Genomic DNA, 21,360 nt, shown 5'->3' on the forward strand with positions numbered 1-21,360 from the left:
TGTGGAGGAGACACCAGAGAAAGCCAAACGGCATGGGCCGCCGCCATACCTATATACTGTCGGTGGGAATACGTCCCAATCCCCATTGAATACTGGCAGGCTATGTCATTTGAAATCTAAGGCCCTGTCAGAGCACATGGTTGTGTTTTCTCAGCAATGTGCTGAAAAATACCTACTTTTTCTCCAATTTTTCCACTGTCTGACGTATATTCTTCACTGAAGCATCACGCTCCTTGCGGAGAGTTTTCACCAGCACATCAAAGAACCATTGATTCTCCCGTCAGTATTTGCGCTAGTCAAAGAATATTCTTCCCTATCTACCTGCGCCAAATTCTTTGGCTTTGTACCGAAAGGTTTTTGATGGTTTGTGGTGGGATGTTTGGGGTATGGAGCAGGGTTGATGGTGTTGGTAATAAAATTTACATAATAAAAAAAGATTATGGGTATAATATGCTCGTATCGGATCGCATATGTGCCGCCTTCATAAAAAAACGGCACCCGGAAACCGGAATGCCGTTTCAGCGCGCCGTGAACACGCAAAAGCCAAAAGAACCCGCTTAATCCACAAGGCGGCACATATACGATCCGAGAGGCGCACGTAAGGTATCAAGGATTCGCTCAAGCAAAATCCCCTCCCGGTTGGGAAGGCCCTGCCCAAAGGTGGCCCGGATGCCAAGGGTGACGAACTGCACGGCACGGTCAAGCGCAATGGCGAGGCTGTCGCCCTGCAGGAGGCTCCCCGTCAGCACACTGGCGAACACGTCGCCCGTGCCGGGGTAATAAGCTGGGATGTATGAACAGTCCACCCGCCAAAAACGATCCCCGTCCCGTTCGTAGGCGAGCACGGAAGTGCATTCGGGCTTACGCAAGGCCTGCCCGTCCGCAAGCGGCACGCTCGTCGCCACGACCGTCTTGGGGCCGTTTTCTGCGAGGCGGCGCAGCCAGCCCTTGAGCGTGGGCAAATCCGTTTCCGGGCTGTAGGGCTCATCAAGGAGCAGGCAGACCTCGGTGAAATTTGGGGTGATCACGTCCGCGCGGGTGATGAGCCAGCGCATTTTTTCCACCATGTCCGGGGTCATGGTCGGGATCAGCTTGCCGTCATCCCCAAGCACGGGATCAACCACAGCCAACCCGCCGGGCGCAAGGCAATTTCGGATGCACCGCGCCGCCGAATCCATCTGCGCCGTGGACGCCATGAAGCCTGAGTATACGCCGTCGAACCGCAGCCCGAGGCGTTCCCAGTGATCAAGGATACGAACCATGTCGTCCGTGAGGTCGAGCAGCGTAAAATCGTCATAGCCCACCGTCTGCGTGGACAGGATGGCCGTAGGCAGGGGCGTCGCCTGAATGCCCATGCTGGACAGGATCGGGATGGCCGCCGTCAGGGACGTGCGGGCGAACCCGGCGAGATCGTGGATAGCCGCCACTCTGGGGATGGGATTGCGCATTGTTTTTCCAGTATTCTCAAGATGACGTTTCGTGATGGATGTTCCAATTACGGATCGCCCAAACGTTTTCCGGGGCCGGAACAAACACGACGGATTGTTTCATACCGCGCACGCCAAATCAAGATGAAACCGTTTTCCCGGAGGGACTCCTCCGAACGGGAGAGCATACTGCGCTTTTCCGCTCAGGGCTATACGCCTAAAGGACGGCCTAAGGGGGGTGGCTGAAAAAAAGCAAGCACGACGGGCCCCCACAGACGGGACATTCGCCTCTTTGATGACTTCCTAAAGCTGTGTCATAGAAAACGGTTGATGCTTTATTTCCTTGAAATTCCAAATAAATAACCAATACCCCCCCCAATCACAGAGCCCGCCAGCGGAAAGTTTGGAGAAAAAGCATATATTTTCAGTATATTGCTAAAACAAAACAACCATGTACCATGACAGAGCCTTTCCTAAAAATTCATTTTGAGTTTCATGTAGTTGAAATGCGGCTTCCATTGCAAAAGCGACTGTCTCCCAAAGGCTTGATTGTTGACAGGTGCGGCGTGAAGGAATAGGGCATATGTCAAAAACGATCGATGGGGCGCTCCACTCCGAGGCCCCGGAACGGTTCCCGGACAACAGAGGAAGGGATCATGCCAAGGCCCAGAAAGTGGCGGCGCGTCTGCCGCCTGCCTCAGAATACGCTTTTCGGCCCCCTTGCCGGGATTGACGAAGGGACCATCGTCATGACGGTCGAGGAATACGAAACCATCCGGCTCATCGATCTGGAAGGCTTGAATCAGGAAGCGTGCGCCGGACGGATGCACGTCGCACGGACTACCGCGCAAGCCATGTACCGGAACGCGCGCCACAAAATTGCCGATTGCCTCGTCAACAGCCGACGGCTGATCATCGAAGGCGGTGATTATTTGGTCTGCAACGCGCGTGAAACGACGTGCGGCTGCCCTCACTGCCGACGGCCCCTTCAGCCCGCCGAAGGCGAAACCCCGACACCAACACCATGAACGAAATCATCTGCTCAATCACATCCGCCATCGAGGAAGGCCGCTCGTGGGGCCATACGGATAAAGAGATCGCCGACTACATCTATGCCAAGCACATCCGGCCTCTGGAGATGAAGCTCGCCGAAACGTTGGAACCGAAGGCCGCGTTTTTGGAAGGCTTCATGCTGACGACCAAAAACCGGAATGGGGAAACCCCTTTCTCCGGGGATTATGCCGAGGCATGGAAAGCCATCGCCTCCTATGCGGGCATAAGCCGACGGGCTTTGGAAACCATTGAAGGCGGCCCGGACGGAAACAAGGCCTGACCCCGGCGCACCTCCGGGGCAGGCTGCCGAACGCGGGCAATCCCGCGGGAAAAGGACAGAAACATGAACACTGGCTTTAAACATGTGTACGGCCCGGTTCCTTCCCGGCGTCTGGGAAGGTCTCTCGGCGTGGACGCCCTGACCTTCAAAAGCTGTTCGTTCGACTGCGTGTACTGTCAGCTTGGGCGAACCACGAACCACACCGCCGAGCGCAAGGAATACATCCCCACCGCAGAGATCCTTGACGAAGTGCGCCGCAAGCTCGAAAACGGGGACAGGCCCGAATACATCAGTTTCGCCGGCTCCGGCGAACCCACGCTGCACTCCGGGCTCGGCGACATCATCCGGGGCATCAAGGCCATGACCGACGTCCCGGTGGTGGTGTTCACCAACGGTTCCCTGCTGTGGATGCCCGAAGTCCGCGCCGACCTCGCCGCCGCCGATGTGGTGATCCCTTCGCTGGACGGAGGCGACGCCGCGCTGCTCGATAAGGTGAACCGCCCCGTCGCGACCCTTGATTTCAACCGCATCGTCGAAGGGCTGATCGCCTTCCGTGAAGGATTCAAAGGGCAGATCTGGCTTGAAGTCATGCTGCTCGGCGGCATGAGCGACGACGACGCTTCCGTGGACGCCATCGCCCGCCTGGCGGAACGCATCCGGCCCGACAAGGTTCAGATCAACAGCGTATGCCGCCCTCCGGCGGAAACCTATGCCCTGCCCGTTCCCGCCGCCCGGCTTCTGGAAATCCGTGAGCGTTTCGCGGGGGTGCCCGGCACGGTGGAAATCATCGCGGAACATCTCGACGACATGGCGCATACGGCTTTCCGCACGCAGATCAAGGAAGAGGACATCCTCGCGCTCATCGAACGCCGCCCCTGTACCGCAGCCGGAGCCGCGGCGGGCCTGAACATCCACGTCACCGAAGCCATCAAGCATCTGGAGATGCTCGTCGCCGACGGCAAAGCCGTGACGCAGCCCAAGGACGGGCAGGTCTTTTATTCCGCCTGTGAGCTGCGGACGGAATAGCCGGGGCTTCGGCGGGAAAGCCTCCCGCCGGAAGAAAGGCTTCCGCCACGGCAATCCTTCATCCCTCACAACTGTCTGGAGAAATACATATGGCATCATGTTCGGAACAGCAGGGGCAGACGACGATCCCCATGACCGAGGCCATGCAGCGCAAGGTCATGGCCGAAAACCTGAAAGGCGTGCGGCACAAGCTTTTCGTCATGAGCGGCAAGGGCGGCGTGGGCAAGAGCTCAGTGACCGTGAACCTCGCCGCAGCACTGGCGGCGCAGGGCTTCCACGTCGGCATCCTCGACGTGGATCTGCATGGCCCAAGCGTCCCGCACTTGCTCGGCTCCCACGGGTTCGTCAGGGTGGATAACGAAGACGGCAAGCTCGTGCCCGTTTCCTGCGGCGAGCGCCTCTCGCTCATCTCCATCGAATCCTTCCTCGAAGACAAGGACGCCGCCATCATCTGGCGCGGCCCCAAAAAGGTTGGGGCCATTCAGCAGTTCGTCGCCGACGTGAAGTGGGGCGCGCTGGACTACCTGCTCATCGATTCCCCTCCCGGAACCGGCGACGAGCATATGACCATCCTTGACGCCATCCCCGACGCCAAGTGCATCGTCGTCACCACACCGCAGGAGATTTCCCTGGCGGATGTCCGCAAGGCGCTTGATTTCCTGAAAGTCGTCAAGGCGGACGTGCTCGGCCTTGTGGAGAACATGAGCGGCCTCTTCTGTCCCCACTGCGGCGGGGAAATCGATCTCTTCAAGAAGGGCGGCGGCGAAGCCCTTGCCAAACAGGAAGGGCTGAACTTCCTCGGCGCGATCCCGCTCGATCCCGCCACGGTCGTCGCCGCGGACAGGGGGCATCCCATCGTCTCCATGCCCACCGACACCCCGGCGAAGGCCGCGTTCCTCAAGCTTGCCGAAACCGTGCGGGAAGCGACGCAAGCCTAGCTCCATCGCAAAGTGGAATATTTCAGGCATGTTCTGAGGGAGGGCGCTTCCCTCACACTTCTGCCTTCTTCCACAGAGGGTGCAGGCGCTTCCCGCAAAAGAATCCCCCGCGCCATTATGAAAACTCCCCGTCGATATCCGATGGGGAGTTTTTCCGTGCAATGGACAAAAAATTAGGCTGTGTTTAAGTTTGTGGCTGATACAAGATTCCAACTGGAAAGGAAGAGTTCTTTGGAAATTATCTGGAGGTCTCGCAACAATTCTTCAAAACTGGATTTCATGTAATGAACAAAAGAGACCCACATCACTAGATGTGGAACGAGCTTTTATCTATTGATTTTCATTCCAAAGCTATGGGGATGGGGACTTCCTGCTGTCCGATGCAACCAACCGTATTTCCATTAAACCTTGCCGCAGCATCTGATTGATGCCCTTTCCCAGCGGCTGGTTTCGTTGAGTTTTGCGAAGGCATTTGCTGGTGGGCCCTACATGGACAATGTTTTCCCCAGTACCTGTCTTGAATTGCGTAAATATAAAAAGCAAAGCCGTATCAAGGTGCAGCTTCGCTTTCAAAAAGTAAAATTTGCACGTCAGATATTAGGCCGTGTCGTCAATTAGATATAATCTATTGAAATTATTTAGCTACTTTTACAAGTCGCAAAAGATTATTCTAGTAGTTTCAAATAATTATATATAAAATGACGACACGGCCTAAAGGGTACGCGATTAAACACACATAAGCAAAGGCAGGCGGCTCCTTCCGGCCTACCTTTCCTGATAATATGGAGATTTCCTTTACCGTTTCACACCGTTAAAAATACGGTCATAGAAATACATCTTAAATTCCTCAACATCCATGCTCTGGTACTGATCATAGAGCTTCCGGCACACGCTGTCTGTGGGATAATTAATTTGATCCCTGCCGTCATTCACCGCAGTCCACACCGTCGCCGCAGCTTCCTCAGGCCCTGGGAAAGCGGCATTGCCGTCCAGCAGATATTCCCGTTGTCTGGCCGCAGGCTCCTCATAGCCGTCGAGAATGTTGACGGGGGTCTGGAAATTGGTGCTGGTTCCGCCGGGAATCATAGCCGCCACCTTCACGCCGAAGGGCTTCAGCTCATAGTAGAGGGATTCTACCATACCCTGCTGGGCGCGTTTGGCCGCGCCATACGCGCCGTCACGCGGCAGGGCGATGATACCGGCCAAGGAGGTGGTCGTCAGGATTGCGCCGCCCTTGCGCCCTTTGAAATGGGGGATGAATTGCTGGGTCACCAGCATTGTTCCGATCACATCGGTATCAAAGAGTTTGCGGATCTCGTCCTCCGGCAGCTTCTCGAAAGGCCCCATCATGCCGTAGCCGGCGTTGTTGAACAATACATCCACATCATACTCCGCCAAGGCTTTCCGGCTGGTTTCACGGATCTGTTCCGGGTCCGTCAAATCCAAGGGCATGATGACCACATTGGGCAGGTCGGCCAATTCCCCGGCTTTCTGCGGATTCCTCATGGTGGCGATGACCCGCCAGCCGTGATCCGCAAAATACTTGGCCGTTTCCCGGCCAATGCCGGAAGATGCGCCTGTGATAAAAAGCGTGTTCATCGTTTTCTCCTCTCTGCTGTGGTAAAAGTTGATTGTCCGTATGAGAGGAATATGGTACGGCATCACATAAGTAAAATTCAAATTTTATGATGATGAGATAACTAAAAAATGATGTTGAACCGAAATTTGGAAATTTTTCTCAGAGTGGCTGAGTACGGAAGCATCACACGAGCCGCAAAAACGCTGTACATCACACAGCCAGCCGCGAGCAACGCCATCTCAAAACTGGAAGCGGAATTGAACGTCAAGCTGTTCTTCCGGGACAAGCGCAATGGGCTGATGCTCACCGATGTGGGACAGAAGATTTTGCTTCTCGCCAAGCAGATGGAGGATTTGGACAACCGCATCGCCCAGACAGCCTATCAGGAAAACCATTTTGTGGAGGGCCGCCTGCGGATCGCCTCCCTGACCTCCCTTGTTTCAACCATCCTTTCAAAAGCCCTGAAAGCGTATCGGGCGGCATTTCCGGGCGTGACGGTTGAAATCAAGGAAGGCAGCCCCAATGATATTTTCCGCATGGTGGAGGAGCATTCCGTTGATTTTGCGGTGTCCTGCTCTCCCTTTGGGAAATTCGATTCCATCGTGCTGCGCCGTGACCGTATGGCGGCCATGCTGCCAAAGGAGTATCCCGGTGTTTCAGAAGTGAATTTGGCTACCCCGCCCGACCTGATGATCATAAACAAATCCGCCTATGAAACGATTTTGGATTATGTCCGGCAGCCACCCCCTGCCGGACAGTTTCTTCAGGTGCAAATGGCGGAAACCGCCATCAATATGGTGCTGGACGGCATCGGAGTTGGAATCCTATCAGAGTACACGATGGACACGTTGGCACCGGGGCATCAGAAGTACCCCGTTACGCCGGAGATTACTTTTGATATTGGAATATTTGCAAACAGCCTTAGCGATTTGACACCTGCATCACAAGAATGCGTGAACATGATAGGCGCCGTTTTTAACGGCAAAAGGCAGGCATAACATGCCGGCCTTTCTCGGTTAAAACGACAATTTCTTCAAAAAAGCAAATATATTGTTGAGAATTGCAGCATTGGCGGATGCGGAACGGCATCCCTCTGTAAGGAAGGCCCCATTGCGGGCCCCGCTTCCCCTCGCCATCCCGCCATCCATCGCCCTTGCCGAAAATGTTTTCCGCGTTCCCCCGTCAGGCATTGCGCGGCAGGCGAAAACAATCTCCCCTAGACCTGTCCACGCAAACAGAAAATAAACATATTTTTACAGATGGTTATCATCATTTTTAAACGATGCTGCATTTTTCCAACCCTCTTCAACTATGGGAAAATTTCAGCGTAGTGTGAACACGCCCCAGCCTATCCCTCTCCGGGCGCCTCGTTTTTGTACTTCGCAATCTTCCGGGCGGCCGTGGGCTGGCTGATCCCCAGCGCCCTCGCAACCCCGGTCGTCGTCCCACAGGCCTTATACGCTTCCAGAACCATGCGCCGCTCAAGCGCCTCCAACGCATCGGGCAGGCTCCCGCCCATCGGGCTTTCCGGGTTCCCCTGATGCCGGGACATATGTTCCGGCAGTTCCGCCGCCTTGATGACGCCCCCAGAAGAAACTATCACGAGCCGTTCAATGACGTTGCGCAGCTCCCGGATATTCCCCGGCCACGAGTAGGCGGCGAGATGCCGCTTCACTTCCTCGGAAAAAACCTTTTCAGTCCCGTACTTGGCGTTCATCTCCTCCAAAATGCTCAGGCACAGCGGCATGATCTCCTCGCGCCGTTCCCGCAGGGGCGGAATCCGCAGCGGCAGGACGTTGAGCCGGAAAAACAGGTCGCTGCGGAAACGCTTCTTCTCCACCAGCGCCTCCAGATCCTGATTCGTCGCCGCCACCAGCCGGAAATCAATGGAAACGGGCTTTACCCCGCCGAGCTTGACGATCTGCTTTTCCTGAATCACCTGCAATAGCTTGGATTGGAGGCGCAACGGGAGTTCCCCGATCTCGTCAAGGAACAGCGTGCCCTTGTCCGCCAGCGCAATCCGCCCTTCCTTCCCCTTTTGGCTGGCCCCGGTGAACGCCCCGGCCTCGTAGCCGAACAGCTCCGATTCCAACAGCGGGGCGGGGATGCCCGCGCAATTGATTTCGACCAGCGGCCCGTCCGTGCGGTCGCTCAGGCGGTGCACCAGACGGGCGACCACGTTCTTCCCGACCCCGGATTCCCCCGTAATGAGCACGGTCGTGTTCACTTTGGCCAGCTTTTCGATGGTCGCGGCAATGGCCCGCATAATCCCGCTGAAGGGCGGGCCCTCCACGGATTGGGGCGCATCCGGGGACACCAACGCGCTGATTTTTTGGTATTCCTCATGCAGCCTGCGTGAATAGCGCATGTCCACGCTGTAGCTCACCACAAACGAGACATCCCCGGCATCATCATAAATGGGGACGCCGGTAACGATATTGTATTGCCCCGAACGTGTGGCTTCGGTCAGCGTGACCACCCGGCGGGTTTTGAGGACGAGGGCCGCCACGGATGGCGAAAACACTTTTTCCGCCTCCAGTTCGTAGGTCGTCCTGCCGATGACCCGGTCGCGGCTGATCCCGTAATTGCGCTCAAAACAACTGCTCACCCAGCGCATGACGCCGTTGTGGTCAACAATGGCGACGTTGTCGTGGATGGCCTCAATGACGGAAAACAGATCTTCCGTGCTCGGTAACGCGGCATCGAACGGCGGCATGGCGGGCCTCCTGCGGATATATTCAATACTGAATAGGCTATTCATGTTTGAATAACAAGGCCGCCGCAGGATCTTTTTTCTTTTTTTCTGTTATATTCCTATATGATAGATAAACCTATACCCCTCCCCCCGCCCTTGCGGGGCCACAAGGTATTCACAACTGAATAGCCAGCCTTCTTTTTCCAAAACACAACATCCTTTTGTTTCAACATATTACATAATGGCATGTACCTTGCTTTTTATGGAGCAAAACCACCTTCCAACAAAAACAAGGAGCATGACATGGGCGTCCCCGTCAATTCACTGGCTTCCCCCCGTTTCTGCGGGGTCCGCACCTTCCAACGCCTGCCGCATTCCGCCGACTGCTCCGGCAACGATTTCGCCGTGCTCGGCGTGCCATTCGACACGGCGACCTCCTATAGGCCGGGATGCCGGTTCGGTCCGGCGGCCATCCGGGACGCCTCCAGCATCCTGAAGTCTTACCACAGCGTTCTTGACGTGGACATTTTCGAGCACTGCCAAGGCGTCGATGCGGGCGACGTGGACATCATCCCCGGCTATCTCGACGAGTCCTTCGAGCGCATCGAAGCCGCCGTTGCGGGCGTGCTCGGCGCCGGGGCCGTCCCGGTGATCATGGGCGGCGACCACTCCATCACCCTGCCCGAACTGCGCGCCGTGGCAAAGCGTTACGGCCCCGTGGCCCTGCTCCACTTCGACGCCCATTCCGACACCGGCGACGACTTTTTCGGCAAACCCTACAACCACGGCACGACCTTCCACTGGGCCATCGAGGAAGGGCTGATCCTCCCCGAACAAAGCACGCAGGCGGGCATCCGAGGCCCCCTCTATTCCCGTTCCAGCCTCGACTACGCCAAGGGCAAGGGGATGCGCGTCATCAGCGGGTGGGAACTGCACGACATCGGCATGGACGAGGCGATCCGCATCATGCGCGGCCGGATCAGTCCCGGAACCCCGGTCTTCGTCACCTTTGACATCGACTTCCTCGACGCCGCCTATGCGCCGGGGACCGGGACGCCGGAAATCGGCGGCTTCACCACCCATGAGGCCCTCAGGCTGATCCTCGGCGTGTGCCCCGGACAACGCCTTGTCGGGATGGATCTGGTGGAAGTCCTCCCGGATACCGATTCCGCGGGCATCACCTCGTTCGCCGCAGCCGGGATCATCCATGCGTTTCTGGCCTGCCTCGCCGCCAACAAGAAGCACAACCCCGCATAAGGAGTTCATCATGCGCCTGAACAAGTTCTTCTCCGGCCTTGCCGCCGTCGTGCTGGCCTTCTCCCTGTGCAACGCCGTTTCCGCCGCCCCGCTCACCAAGATCCGCACGGCGTGGATGGATTCCTATGAAACCTTCGCCATATGGTACGCCAAGGAAAAAGGATGGGATAAAGAGGCCGGGCTTGACATCGACATCCTGTTCTTCGATTCGGGCATGGCCATCCTCAACGCACTCCCCGCGGGCGAATGGCAGTATTCCTGTCTCGGCGGGGTTCCGGCCATGATGGGGAACCTGCGCTACGGCACCAGCGTCATCGGCGTCGGCACCGACGAATCCTCCTGTGTCGCCGTGCTCGCCCGCCCCGACAACCCCGTCTTCAAGACTCAGGGCCTCAACCCCAAGCATCCCGGCGTGTTCGGACGCCCTGAGGACGTGCGCGGCAAGACCATCCTCTGCACCACGGTTTCCTCAGCCCATTTCGCACTTACCGCGTGGCTCGACGCCGTCGGCGTAAAGGCCTCCGAAGTGACCATCAAGAACATGGATCAGCCGCAGGCCCTCGCCGCCTTTGAAAACGGCATCGGCGACTTCGTGGCCCTGTGGGCGCCGCATATGTACGCCGGAACCGACAAGGGCTGGAAGGTCGCCGGAAACGCCGCCCTGTGCGGCAAGGGAACCCCCCTCGTCCTCGTGGCCGATACCAAGTACGCCGACGCCCATCCTGAAACCACCGCAAAGTTCCTCTCCGTCTACCTGCGCGGCGTCGAACACCTGCGGACGTCCAGCATCGACGACCTGATCCCCGAATACCAGCGTTTCTTCTTCGACTGGGCCGGGAAGACCTATTCCAAGGAACTCGCCCGGCTGGATCTGGAATCCCATCCCGTATGGGACATCAAGGGACAGCTCGCCCTCTTCGACGCCTCCAAGGGCATGAGCACCGCCCAGCAGTGGCAGGCCGACACCGCCCGGTTCTTCGCCTCCATCGGCAGCATCACCCCCGATGAACTCAAGAAGGTCGAAAACGCCTCCTACGTCACCGACAAGTTCCTGAAGCTCGTCAAGTAACGGCCCCTGAACAGCAAGGCTGCGCCGCAGGAAACGGCTGATGCCTTCCTGAAGCCCCAAAGGAATGACCGATAAAAGGCCCGGCCATGAAGCCCGCCAACCGGATTGGCTGAGAGAGAGAGAGAGAGAGAGAGAGAGAGAGAGAGAGAGAGAGAGGAAAGCTGTATTTTCACGATATTGCAGTGTGCGTTTTCACGATATGCGGCAAAGGAACAGCCGCATCCCGTGACAGGGCCAAAAACAAAAGGTTCCCCGCCGTCAGTCCGGTGGGGAACCTTTTTTGGGGGAATGCCGTCCCGAGTTGCTATCCTTCAACGGGGTTCACGGAGCCGACAAAGGGGTGGGGGCCAGAGAACGTGGGCGAACACGGAATCTGGCAAATATGGCTGTTCAGGACAGTGCCGTCCCAATGGTGCAGCAGGTAGCCGGGGGTTTCCATGCGGAAGGTGTCCCCGCCCTCAGGGGAAAGGTCGAGATCGATCTGCATGGACACGGCGGGGGCGGTCAGGGCGATGCGGCCCGCCCACTGGGTCACGATGGGGCGGTGCATATGCCCGCAGCTCAGGCGCACCCACGGCGAACGGCTCAGGATGTCGGCGAGGCGGCCCACATTTTCAAAAGGCTCATCCATCGCGCCCATGCCGGTCACGAACGGGGGGTGGTGCATGAACAGCAGGGTCGGGACGCCGGGGCGGGCCGCAAGCGTCCGCTCCAGCCAGTCCGCCACGGCCTCAGGGCAGTGCCCGGAATGTGAACCCGGCTGCATGGTGTCCAGCATGACCAGACGCACCGGGCCATCTTCCACGGTATAGCACAGGTATGGAGCCACGGAAGCGTCGGCGGGGCACCAGCCCCCCAGCAGTTCGCGCATCCTGTCGCGGCGATCATGGTTGCCGGGCACGGCGTACACCGGCAGGGAAAGCGGCGCAAGCGCCTCATGCAGCAGGCTGTAGGCGTGCGCGTCCCCGCTGTCGGCCAAGTCGCCCGTGATGACCAGGGCATCGGGCTTTTGAACAAGCGTCTTGAGATGATCCGCGGCAACCCGCAGGCATTCGAGGGTGTCCACCACCCGGAACGAAAGGCCGCCGTCGCCGCGCAAATGAAAATCGGAAAGATGCAGGATACGCATTTCGCTTACCTTCAATCGGTTGTGCGGAAACACAACGGCCTCCGCGCATCATCTAAAAAACCATGAACCTCGCCGAATCGGATAGGCTCCGTTTCCGGCGATCCACTCCGCACGCAATGCGCCCCGCCGGGAGAGGTTTGGGGGCTTTCCTCCTCCGACCTACTCCGCGCGCAATGCCCCACGCCTCCGGCCTTTCAAGCCGAGGCCCGCAGCGGGAACGGATGCCCATTACGCGCCCCATCCCGTGGCCCGCCTGGCAGGGAGGAAAGGAAGGAGGAAGGGCCCCTTTTTCAGAAAGGCCCCACCCTCCCCAATCCCCCATTCCGCTACGGCATCTTACACGTGCTCAACTTCGCCGTCGGCGCTTCTGCGAACCGCGGCATTGTGCTTGCGCTGGATGATAAAGGCGGACACGGCACTCGTGAGGCCGGCAAGAAGCGTGAACAGGCAGACGTAGAGGGGATCGCCGTCATTCCACTTCATGAACAGGGTACACAGGCCGGGCACGATGCCCGCGACGAGGAAGCCGGGGAACTGGTACACGATGGAAATGCCGGTATAACGGACGTCCGGCGGGAACAGGTCGGAGAACAGCGCCGCCTCAGGGCCGAACACGCCCGCGTAGAATACGCTCAGAGGGATGATGATCGCAAGCCCGATGAGGAACAGGTTGCCGCCGCTCCCTTCCATCAGCCAGAAGGAGGGGAAGATGGACACCCCACAGAGCAGGCTCGCCAAGCCGTACACCTTGCCGCGCCCGAAACGGTCGGCCAGACGCCCGGCGATCAGGATGAACGGGCACATGGCCAGGGCGGAAATCATCACCACGGTGAGCGCCTGCGTGCGGGGCACATCCACATACTGCACCAGATAGGTAATGACGAACACCGCAAGCACGTTGAAGAACACGCCGTCGATCCAGCGCGCGCCCACGCCGAGCGCGATGTTGCCGGGGTGATCCTTGCAAACGCGCACGATGGGCAGGCTCTTGTGTTCGGTCTTGCCGCGTTCCTGCGCCTTGCGGAAGTCGGGGGTTTCAAGGATGTGCATGCGGATATAAAGGGCCACGCCCACCAGCACCACGCTGATCAGGAACGCGCAGCGCCAGCCCCATGCCATGAACTGCTCGTTCGAGAGCCCCCACGACAGGAGCGCCACCACGCCGGAAGAGAGGCACAGCCCCGTGGCAAGGCCCATTTGCGGGATGCTGGCGTAAAAGGCGCGTTCACGCTTGCTCGCGTATTCATAGGTCATGAGCACCGCACCGCCCCATTCGCCGCCCAGCCCAAGGCCCTGACAGAGGCGCAGGGTCTGGAGGATGATCGGCGCGGCAATGCCGATCTGGGCATAGGTCGGGACAAGGCCGATGCCGATGGTCGCCAGCCCCATGATGAGCATGGTCAGCACCAGCATACTCTTACGTCCGAGCTTGTCCCCGAAGTGGCCGAAGACGAACCCGCCGAGGGGACGCGCCAGATAGCCGATGGCAAAGGTGCTGTAGGCAAGGATGGTGCCTATGAACGGGTCGGTGGTGGGGAAGAACAGCTTGTTGAAGACGATGCCCGCCACAACCCCGTAGAGAAAGAAGTCGTACCATTCGATGGTGGCTCCGAGCAGACTGGCAAGGACGACCTTGCGGATCTCCCGTTTGCTGGGTGCGCTCATGCGATGCTCCTTGGACGGCCTTCCGCCGTCCGGGTTGCCCGTCCGCCTCTTCCGCGGCGCCGGGTGAGGGATTCGCGGGGCGAGGCCGTCTGAGGATCCGCCGTCCGCTCATTAAAAATTTAATAAAAACTCAGCCTCATTTTCAATGCCGAAAGAGGCTCCGTTCCGCCCCTATTGGCATAATACCGCAGAAACCATGCCATCTAATCCGAGATATGGCAATATACCGTTTGTGTCTTTTTGTTGAAAAAATGAATTTTTCAAAAATCCCCTTTTTCATCTTCTTTTTTTCACATATTATAATTAAAAATTTAATAGCTCCAAGCCAGGTTTGACACCTGAAAGGTCTGTGTCTATATGTTCCTCAAAACAACGAAAAAGAGGATGTCGTGAGCCCCAGAACCAGAGTCACCTTGGCTGATATAAGCAGGCAGTCCGGGTATTCCCCCGCCACCGTTTCCATGATCCTCAGCGGGCGGGCGGATGTTTCCTTCTCCGCCGATACCGTCCGCAAGGTACGGGAAACCGCCGAGGCCCTTGGTTACGCTCCCACAGCCAAAAAGCGGCCCTCCCTCTTCGATCGCAAGACAGTCCTCATCGTCTGCCCCAACGTCCTCAACCCCTATTATTCCACCATCGTGCAGGCCATCCAGCAGGCCGCAGCCGATAGGGACTGCGACACCCTCGTCTACACGACCTACCGCGACGCCGAAAATGAGATCCGCATCCTGAACGCCGTGTCCGGCTCGGATCTTGCGGGCGTGGTGTTCACCATGATGCCGCAGTCCACCGAACTCGTGGAACGCGTGAACAGGCTCGTGCCGATTGTGGTCATCGGCGACCGCAACACCAGCCTCAATGTGGACACCGTGGAGATGAACAACTACAGCGCCGGGGCCATTATCGCCCACTATATGATCGGCCTTGGGCACAAGCACATAGCCTATATCTCCACCACCCTGAACGAGGCCAACTCCGCCCGCGTCCGCCGTCTGGAAGGCGCGCGCGACACCTACCGCGACGAGTGCCCGGAAGGTTCCGTGATCGTACGCTCCCGCGAGGTGACGCCCAAGGAGGAGCGGGACAACATTTCCATCGAACACGCCGTCGGCTTCGAGCTGACCCGCAAATGCCTCGGCGAACGGCGGCGCGTCACGGCCTTTGTCGCGGTCAACGACATGGTGGCCTACGGCGTGCTCGACGCTATCCGGGCCGAAGGCCGCCGGGTTCCCGAAGACTACAGCGTGTGCGGGTTCGACAACATCTTCCCCTCGCAGTTCCTCCCCGTGGGCCTGACCACGGTGGAGCACTACATCGCGGACAAGGGACGCAACGCTTTTGAAATACTTCACGCAAAAATGTCCGGCGAGTCGTCCGGCCGCAACATCACCCGCGTCGAATTCAAACACCACCTGATTGTCCGGGACTCGACCGCAGCCCCGCGCGGAGGGGGGAAATAGGGCCCAGACCCTGCCCCTGATGCGGCCACGGCCCTGTACGGGGAGGGGAAAACACCATAAAGAAAAAACAAGAAACCACCCACATAGCGGGTGGTTTCTTGTTTCGGCCGCCTCGCGCCCTCAACAGGCTGAAGCCCATAAAACAAAGCGGTTATCTCATAAGATAACCGCTTCCCATCCCTGCACACCGCAATATCCTCCCCCATCCCCCATCGGGACGGACTCCCTGCGTGCCGCCTCCCCACCAGCCGAAAGCCTTGGAATCGGGGGAGGGGAACCTTTCTCCAGAAAAGTTCCCCTCCCCCGGCTCTCCGTTCCCCCTCACCCATTCATCGGGCACAACTCCCCATCACGGCCCATGACAAGCTCATGGACGGGGATGCCGCACTCCCCGGCGGCTTCACGGCAAACCGCCGCAATGCCCCGGCAACAGGGGACTTCCATACGCAGGGCCGTCACCGAGGCCGGGCGCGCCTCCGTAAACAGCGCAACGAGACGGGCGCGCATTTCCTGATTGTCCTCAAACTTCGGACAGGCGATCAGCACGACCTTTCCAGACGCGATCTCATGGAAACGGGCGGACGCGGGGGCCGAACAGTCGGCGGCAAGCAGGATGTCCGCATCCTTGAGGAACGGGGCGGACGGCGGCACGAGCCGCAGCTTGACGGGCCATGTCTGCCTTCTTTCGCCGACCGGCCCCGCCGCCTCGTTTCCCTGCGGCTTCCGGGGGGCGAATTCCTGCACGGTGGTCCCGGAGCACCCGCAGCCGAGCGTCCCATGCGGCTCCTGCTTGCCGAGCGGCTGGAAAAGCTGCTGCCTGCGCGCCTCCTTCTGCCTCGCGACGTGGCGCATGGCTGCCTCCTCATCGAAGGGCGCGGCTTCCCGGCGCACGATGGCCAGCGCGTTCTGCGGGCACCCGGAAAGGCACGCGCCGAGCCCGTCGCAATAGCTGTCCGAAACCACCGCAGCCTTGCCGTCGATGATCGCAATGGCGCCCTCGGCGCAATCCAGCACGCACTGTCCGCAGCCGTTGCAGCGATCCCTGTCTATTTCAATGATGTTCCTATATTCCTTCATGGCGGATCCCTCCGGGTTTTTCTTTCCGTATGCCCATCCCTACACCCTACGGGAGCCCGGCGCCGTGATCAAGATCACGATTTTCCCCTTTGCCGCAAAACCGCTTGAAGAAGCGGATACTACGGCAAAAAAGCAAGGGGCTGTCATGGCATGTGGTTGTTTGCTCCCCTCAGTATGGTGAAAATACAGGCTTTTCCTCCAGTTTTCCGGCGATGGGCTTTATGCTTGGGGCATTTTATTGGTTGTTCCGTTGGGCTTTTGAGAACGGCTGTGGCCTAGACCGTGTCGTTATTCTATATATAATTATTGGAAATTATTTAAAATAATCTTTTTTGTGACTTAAAAGACAGTTCAATCATTTCAATAGATCATATCTAACTGACGACACGACCTAGAAAATGGCTGATGCTTTTTTCCTTGAAGCTTCAAAGGAATAACCGGCAAAATGCCTTAATCAGGGATTCCGCCAAGGGGAAAACTGGAGAAAAGGCCGTATGTCCACCGTGCTGTGGAGATGAAACAGCCACATGCTCTGACGGCGCCTTGAGAAGCATCAACCATTTCCTATGGGCACAGCCAAAACAAAAGCCCCTCCCGGCGTGAACCGGAAAGGGGCGGGGCTGCCCTGTTTTCAGGCGGCCTATTTGATGGCCTCAAGGAAACGGGCGGTAACCTGCGTCTTGCCCTTCATCTTGTCGATCTGTTCCGGGGTAAAGTTGCCGTGGCTGATGGAGAAGTCCACGATCTCGTTGAGGGCCTTCTGGACGCTGCCGCCAGGGGCGAACATGGCAAGCTGCTCGTCAAGGGTAAATACCGGATGGCTCTGGATGTCCGCAACAGCCATTTCAGGCGTCAGATCGCGGCCAGTCCATTCCTTGTAAAAACGGACGTAGTCGGCGGCAAGCTCCTTGGCTGGCTTGGCGCGCAGGGCTTCGATGCCGCGCATATACATCTTGAGGAACGCCTGCACCTGCTCAGGGTGCTGATCCGCAAAACGGCGGTTCGCCACCAGCAGGACAAGCTGCGTGATGCCGCAGTCCTTGGAATCCGCCACGGCCTTGAACCCCTTGGCCTCCGCTTCATAGGTCAGCGGCGCCCACAAAGCCACAGCATCGCCCACACCGCCGGTAAAGGCGCTCAGGGCCGGGGTGGGCTCCATTTCCTGAAGTTTCACATCCTTTTCGCCAAGGCCGAGGATGCGCAGCCATGTATCCAGCAGGTAATGCGCGGACGTGCTTTTGGGGTACAAGATGTCGGCCTTCTGTACGGTTACGGCGGAACCGTACACATTGGGATAGGCCGGGTTCGTCCCCTTGGCCCCAAGGATGGGGCTGTCCTTGCGCACGTAAATGGCGTTGTTGGCGGATTCGTCGTTGGCGACCGCAATGATGTACAGGTAGTCGCTGAGCGGCGTGGTCAGGGCGGGAACGGCGCCGCAGCCGGCGACGGCCCAGTCGTAGGCGGCAAGGCTTTCAACGATGTTCTTGCCCGAATCAAAAGGCATCATCGCCAGATCCAGCCCGGCTTCCTTGTCCCAGCCCTGCTGCTTGGCGTACCATGCCACAAAGGTTTCGTGTTCGCCCATCCAAGCGCTCGAAAGCTTGGCGGGCGCGGCCTGTACGGCGGGCGCCGACAAAAGGGCCAGCGCCAGCACGACAAGCAGCGACTTCATCTTTCCGAGGATCATGACAAAAACTCCGCAAGGTTGACATGAAGGGGAATCCCCCCGCGCGACGGATGGGCAAATCCGCCGCACGAAGGGCCCCCGGGAGGGCTTACATGAGCAGGTTCGGCAGGAACATCACCACCTGCGGGCAGGCCGCGATAAGAATGATGAGCAGCCAGATTGTACACAAGTAGGGGAAGGCCTTCAGCGCCACTTCCTCAAGCTTCACGTCCGTGATCTTCATGGTGATGAACAGGTTCGCGCCAAAGGGAGGCGTCAGGAACCCGGTTTCGCAGCACACCACGAACAGCACGCCGAGCTGGATCGGATGGATGCCGAGGGCGTTCGTAATGGGCAGGAACACCGGCGCGAGCACCACGACCATCGCCAGCGTATCCGCCACGAAGCCGCACAGGAAGATGAAGAACGCGATGAGCAGCAGGGTGATCGTCGGGTCGGTGGAGATGGAGGCGAGGAACGCGCCCACGGTCTGGGGAATGTGGTACAGGGTGAGCAGCCGCGAGAAGGCCATCGAAACGCCGACCAGCACCGTGGCGGAACCGGCGAAGGCCGAAGTGCGGATAAGCGCCGAGGAAATGTTCTTCCACGTCAGCTTGCGGTAGACGAACAGGCCCACGAACAGCGTCCAGAGAACGCCCACTTCGGCGGCTTCGGTGGGGGTGAACACGCCGCAGTAGATGCCGCCGAGGATGATCGCCGGGGTCGCCAGCGCCCACTTGCCGTTCCAAATCGCCTTGAGCAGGCCCAAAGCGGAAAACTTTTCACCGGTGCCCTGATAGCCGCGCTTGCGGGCGATGCAGTAGGCGGTGACGCACATGGCGGTAGTCAGCACGAAACCGGGGATGAACCCGGCCATGAACAGCCCGGCGATGGACGTATTCGCCACGACGCCGTAAATGATCATCGGGTTGCTCGGCGGGATCAGGATGCCGAGCGTCCCGCCCGTGGCGGAGACGGCGGCCGCGTCGTCCTTGCGGTATCCCGCGCTGATCATGCCGGGGATCATGATGCTGCCGATGGCGGCCGTGGTGGCGGGGCCGGATCCGCTGAGCGCCGCGAAGATCATGCAGGCGAGGATGGTCACCATCGCGAGGCCGCCGCGGATGTTGCCCACCGCCTTCTTGGCGACTTCAATGATTTCGCCGGTGATCCCGGCAGGCTCCATGAGGAACCCCGCCATCACGAAGCCGATGGTGGCGATGAGCGGGAACTGGTCCATGCCGGTGTACAGGTTCTGGGGGATGAACTCCATCGGGAACGGCATCCCGATCATCGAAATGATGGACGCAAGCCCGATAACCCCGAACAGGGGCAAGCCAAGCAACATGAAAAAGAGGAATGACAAAACGAGCAGCATGGCTTAATCCCCCCTGCCTTCAAAGTGAAGCGTCTTGTTCCGAAAATCGCGGTACAGGCCCTGAAGCACGCGGAACGTCGTAACGGCCATGCTGAGCGGGATGATCAGGTAGGCGTACATCACATTGATTTCAAGAGAGGCGGAAACCTGCTTGAAACGGGTCATGTTTTCGAGCATGTTGATGCTGTAGTAAAAAACGAGCATGCAGAATGCGGCGAACGAAAGTTCGGAAACCACGTAGCAGACTTTCACCAGACGCGGGAAATGCTTTTCCAGCGTATCCATGAGCATGAGGATGCGGAGCTGCTCCTTGCGCTTCACCGCAATGGCGACGCCGAGGTACGACGCCCATACGAACAGGTAACGGCAGAGCTCTTCAACCCACGAAAACGATTTGCCGAGCAGGAACCGGGAAAACACTTCCGTCCCCAAAAGGATGATGAGCAGGGACAGCATTATTGAAACGCAAAATTCTTCAGCCCATTCGTCGAGCCAGCGCAAAACCTTCATGATACCTCCCGGAGAAATGGCGGGAAGGAAGCCCTCCCCGCCGGGGACAGCTTACTTCTTCGCCAAAGCTTCCTTCTTGGCCAAGACGATGTCGACGACAGCCTTGCCCTTGGCGGCGTCGCCATCGCCGATAACGTCATAGCACTTGGGCCACGCGGTACGGCCAAGGCGGATCCATTCCGGGAGGTCTTCAACCACGCCGAGCAGCTCCATGCCGTGCTCCACCATCAGCTTGTCGTCGGCTTCAAGCATGCCCGCGACCTTGGTGCGCTCATATTCCATAGCTTCCCTGCCGGCGCGGATCAGAGCGTTGCGCTCCTTTTCGGGCAGGCTCTGGAGCCAGCGTTCGCTGACTACGAAATTGCAGCTGTGCACGGAGTAGTTGATCTGGGTGGCGTACTTCTGCGCTTCGTAAAACTTGAGGGTCACAACATTGTTGAAACAGCCTTCCTGACCGTCCACCACGCCCTGCTGGAGCGCGTTGAAGGTTTCGGAGAAGGAGACGGCGGTGGGCTCAAGGCCGAGGGCCTTGAACGTGGATACCATCATGGCGTTTTGGGGGGTACGGATCTTGATGCCCTTGGCGTCGGCGAGCTTGCGGACCGGGTGCTTGGCGCTGGTGGTCAACTGGCGGTAGCCGATGTCGAGGATGCACAGCAGGCGGCATCCGCCTTCCTTGATGGCCCATTCGTTGTTCTGATCCCACATGGCGTCAACAAGGGCGCGGAACTCTTCCAGCGAGTCGAACAGGTACGGCATGTTCACCCAGCCGCAGGACGGGGCGAAGGGCGTATAGTTGTTTGTGGCGACGTTGCTGATGTGGATGGTTCCGAGCTGGAGGCCGCGGACGGTTTCCTGCTCGTCGCCGAGCTGCATGCTTGGGAACAACTGGAAGTCAAAGGCGTTGTCGGAATACTGCTGGGCCAGTTCAGTGAACTTGTTGTAGAACACGTTGCTGTAGTTCTGAGGGCTGGTGTCCACGGACGAAGCCACGATCACCGGAATCTTCGAGGCCGCTTTCGCCTGACCGAACGCAAGGCCGATCACAGACGCGCACAGCAGGCAGGCAACAAGCAATTTCTTCATGTCATTTCCCCTTGAAGTGACATATTCGCGGGAAAAACCCCGCTGAAACATTCCGCAAACGGCTG

General features: G+C 58.5%; 18 protein-coding genes. 8 read left to right on the top strand and 10 right to left on the bottom strand.

Annotated elements, in window-relative coordinates; genetic code table 11:
* Positions 1-557 precede the first annotated feature (557 nt).
* Positions 558-1,448: a pyridoxamine kinase gene (locus AC6I1V_RS16405; RefSeq protein WP_302553679.1), complete on the bottom strand. Its 891-nt coding sequence runs from the start codon at positions 1,446-1,448 to the stop codon at positions 558-560.
* A 635-nt stretch (positions 1,449-2,083) separates the two neighbouring features.
* On the opposite strand from AC6I1V_RS16405, the gene AC6I1V_RS16410 reads away from it, so the two are divergent.
* From AC6I1V_RS16410 to AC6I1V_RS16425, 4 genes are all read left to right on the top strand, one after another.
* Positions 2,084-2,455, top strand: coding sequence for a DUF134 domain-containing protein (locus tag AC6I1V_RS16410; RefSeq protein ID WP_302553680.1), 372 nt, complete (start codon positions 2,084-2,086; stop codon positions 2,453-2,455).
* Positions 2,452-2,760: a sodium/nucleoside cotransporter 2 gene (locus AC6I1V_RS16415; RefSeq protein ID WP_302553681.1), complete on the top strand. Its 309-nt coding sequence runs from the start codon at positions 2,452-2,454 to the stop codon at positions 2,758-2,760. The genes AC6I1V_RS16410 and AC6I1V_RS16415 overlap by 4 nt, the downstream gene beginning before the upstream one ends.
* Positions 2,761-2,823: 63 nt before the next feature.
* Positions 2,824-3,786: a radical SAM protein gene (locus AC6I1V_RS16420; protein WP_302553682.1), complete on the top strand. Its 963-nt coding sequence runs from the start codon at positions 2,824-2,826 to the stop codon at positions 3,784-3,786.
* An 89-nt stretch (positions 3,787-3,875) separates the two neighbouring features.
* Complete coding sequence (locus AC6I1V_RS16425) at positions 3,876-4,724, top strand: P-loop NTPase (RefSeq protein WP_482332486.1); 849 nt, start codon at positions 3,876-3,878, stop codon at positions 4,722-4,724.
* Between the two features lie 795 nt (positions 4,725-5,519).
* Here the strand turns inward: AC6I1V_RS16425 and AC6I1V_RS16430 are convergent.
* Positions 5,520-6,323, bottom strand: coding sequence for an SDR family oxidoreductase (locus tag AC6I1V_RS16430; RefSeq protein ID WP_308770578.1), 804 nt, complete (start codon positions 6,321-6,323; stop codon positions 5,520-5,522).
* Positions 6,324-6,431: 108 nt separating this feature from the next.
* Between AC6I1V_RS16430 and AC6I1V_RS16435 the strand changes: the two genes are divergently transcribed.
* Positions 6,432-7,301 (top strand): LysR family transcriptional regulator, encoded by an 870-nt coding sequence (locus tag AC6I1V_RS16435; protein ID WP_486853838.1) that lies wholly within the window; start codon positions 6,432-6,434, stop codon positions 7,299-7,301.
* A 350-nt stretch (positions 7,302-7,651) separates the two neighbouring features.
* Here the strand turns inward: AC6I1V_RS16435 and AC6I1V_RS16440 are convergent, their stop codons facing one another.
* The gene (locus AC6I1V_RS16440; RefSeq protein ID WP_486853839.1) at positions 7,652-9,019 is read right to left on the bottom strand and encodes a sigma-54 interaction domain-containing protein; all 1,368 of its coding nucleotides are present in this window, start codon (positions 9,017-9,019) and stop codon (positions 7,652-7,654) included.
* Positions 9,020-9,301: 282 nt separating this feature from the next.
* Here AC6I1V_RS16440 and speB point away from each other — a divergent pair, with 282 nt between their 5' ends.
* Both speB and AC6I1V_RS16450 read left to right on the top strand, forming a co-directional pair.
* Positions 9,302-10,255, top strand: a complete 954-nt coding sequence (speB, locus tag AC6I1V_RS16445; RefSeq protein WP_486853840.1) for an agmatinase — start codon at positions 9,302-9,304, stop codon at positions 10,253-10,255.
* Positions 10,256-10,265: 10 nt separating this feature from the next.
* Positions 10,266-11,324 carry an ABC transporter substrate-binding protein gene (locus AC6I1V_RS16450; protein WP_486853841.1) on the top strand — a complete coding sequence of 353 codons (1,059 nt, stop codon included), beginning with the start codon at positions 10,266-10,268 and terminating at the stop codon, positions 11,322-11,324.
* Between the two features lie 304 nt (positions 11,325-11,628).
* Here the strand turns inward: AC6I1V_RS16450 and AC6I1V_RS16455 are convergent, their stop codons facing one another.
* Both AC6I1V_RS16455 and AC6I1V_RS16460 read right to left on the bottom strand, forming a co-directional pair.
* Complete coding sequence (locus tag AC6I1V_RS16455) at positions 11,629-12,486, bottom strand: phosphodiesterase (RefSeq protein WP_486853843.1); 858 nt, start codon at positions 12,484-12,486, stop codon at positions 11,629-11,631.
* Between the two features lie 303 nt (positions 12,487-12,789).
* Positions 12,790-14,118 carry an MFS transporter gene (locus tag AC6I1V_RS16460; protein WP_302552295.1) on the bottom strand — a complete coding sequence of 443 codons (1,329 nt, stop codon included), beginning with the start codon at positions 14,116-14,118 and terminating at the stop codon, positions 12,790-12,792.
* Positions 14,119-14,507: 389 nt separating this feature from the next.
* Here AC6I1V_RS16460 and AC6I1V_RS16465 point away from each other — a divergent pair, with 389 nt between their 5' ends.
* Positions 14,508-15,578 carry a LacI family DNA-binding transcriptional regulator gene (locus AC6I1V_RS16465; protein ID WP_486853844.1) on the top strand — a complete coding sequence of 357 codons (1,071 nt, stop codon included), beginning with the start codon at positions 14,508-14,510 and terminating at the stop codon, positions 15,576-15,578.
* A gap of 321 nt (positions 15,579-15,899) precedes the next feature.
* Here AC6I1V_RS16465 and AC6I1V_RS16470 read toward each other — a convergent pair whose 3' ends face one another.
* The 5 genes from AC6I1V_RS16470 to AC6I1V_RS16490 all read right to left on the bottom strand — a co-directional run bounded on the left by AC6I1V_RS16470 (position 15,900) and on the right by AC6I1V_RS16490 (position 21,295).
* On the bottom strand, positions 15,900-16,655 hold the full coding sequence (locus AC6I1V_RS16470; RefSeq protein ID WP_486853845.1) for an ATP-binding protein: 756 nt from the start codon (positions 16,653-16,655) through the stop codon (positions 15,900-15,902).
* Positions 16,656-17,295: 640 nt separating this feature from the next.
* Positions 17,296-18,342 carry an ABC transporter substrate-binding protein gene (locus tag AC6I1V_RS16475; protein ID WP_302552298.1) on the bottom strand — a complete coding sequence of 349 codons (1,047 nt, stop codon included), beginning with the start codon at positions 18,340-18,342 and terminating at the stop codon, positions 17,296-17,298.
* Positions 18,343-18,430: 88 nt separating this feature from the next.
* Positions 18,431-19,699, bottom strand: a complete 1,269-nt coding sequence (locus tag AC6I1V_RS16480) for a TRAP transporter large permease (RefSeq protein WP_497737255.1) — start codon at positions 19,697-19,699, stop codon at positions 18,431-18,433.
* 3 nt (positions 19,700-19,702) lie between these two features.
* Positions 19,703-20,209, bottom strand: coding sequence for a TRAP transporter small permease (locus tag AC6I1V_RS16485; protein ID WP_302552300.1), 507 nt, complete (start codon positions 20,207-20,209; stop codon positions 19,703-19,705).
* Between the two features lie 51 nt (positions 20,210-20,260).
* Entirely contained in the window at positions 20,261-21,295 is a 1,035-nt protein-coding gene (locus AC6I1V_RS16490) for a TRAP transporter substrate-binding protein (RefSeq protein ID WP_302552301.1), read from the bottom strand.
* Positions 21,296-21,360: the final 65 nt, after the last annotated feature.

It is taken from the genome of Bilophila sp. T19-St14, from assembly GCF_059728385.1.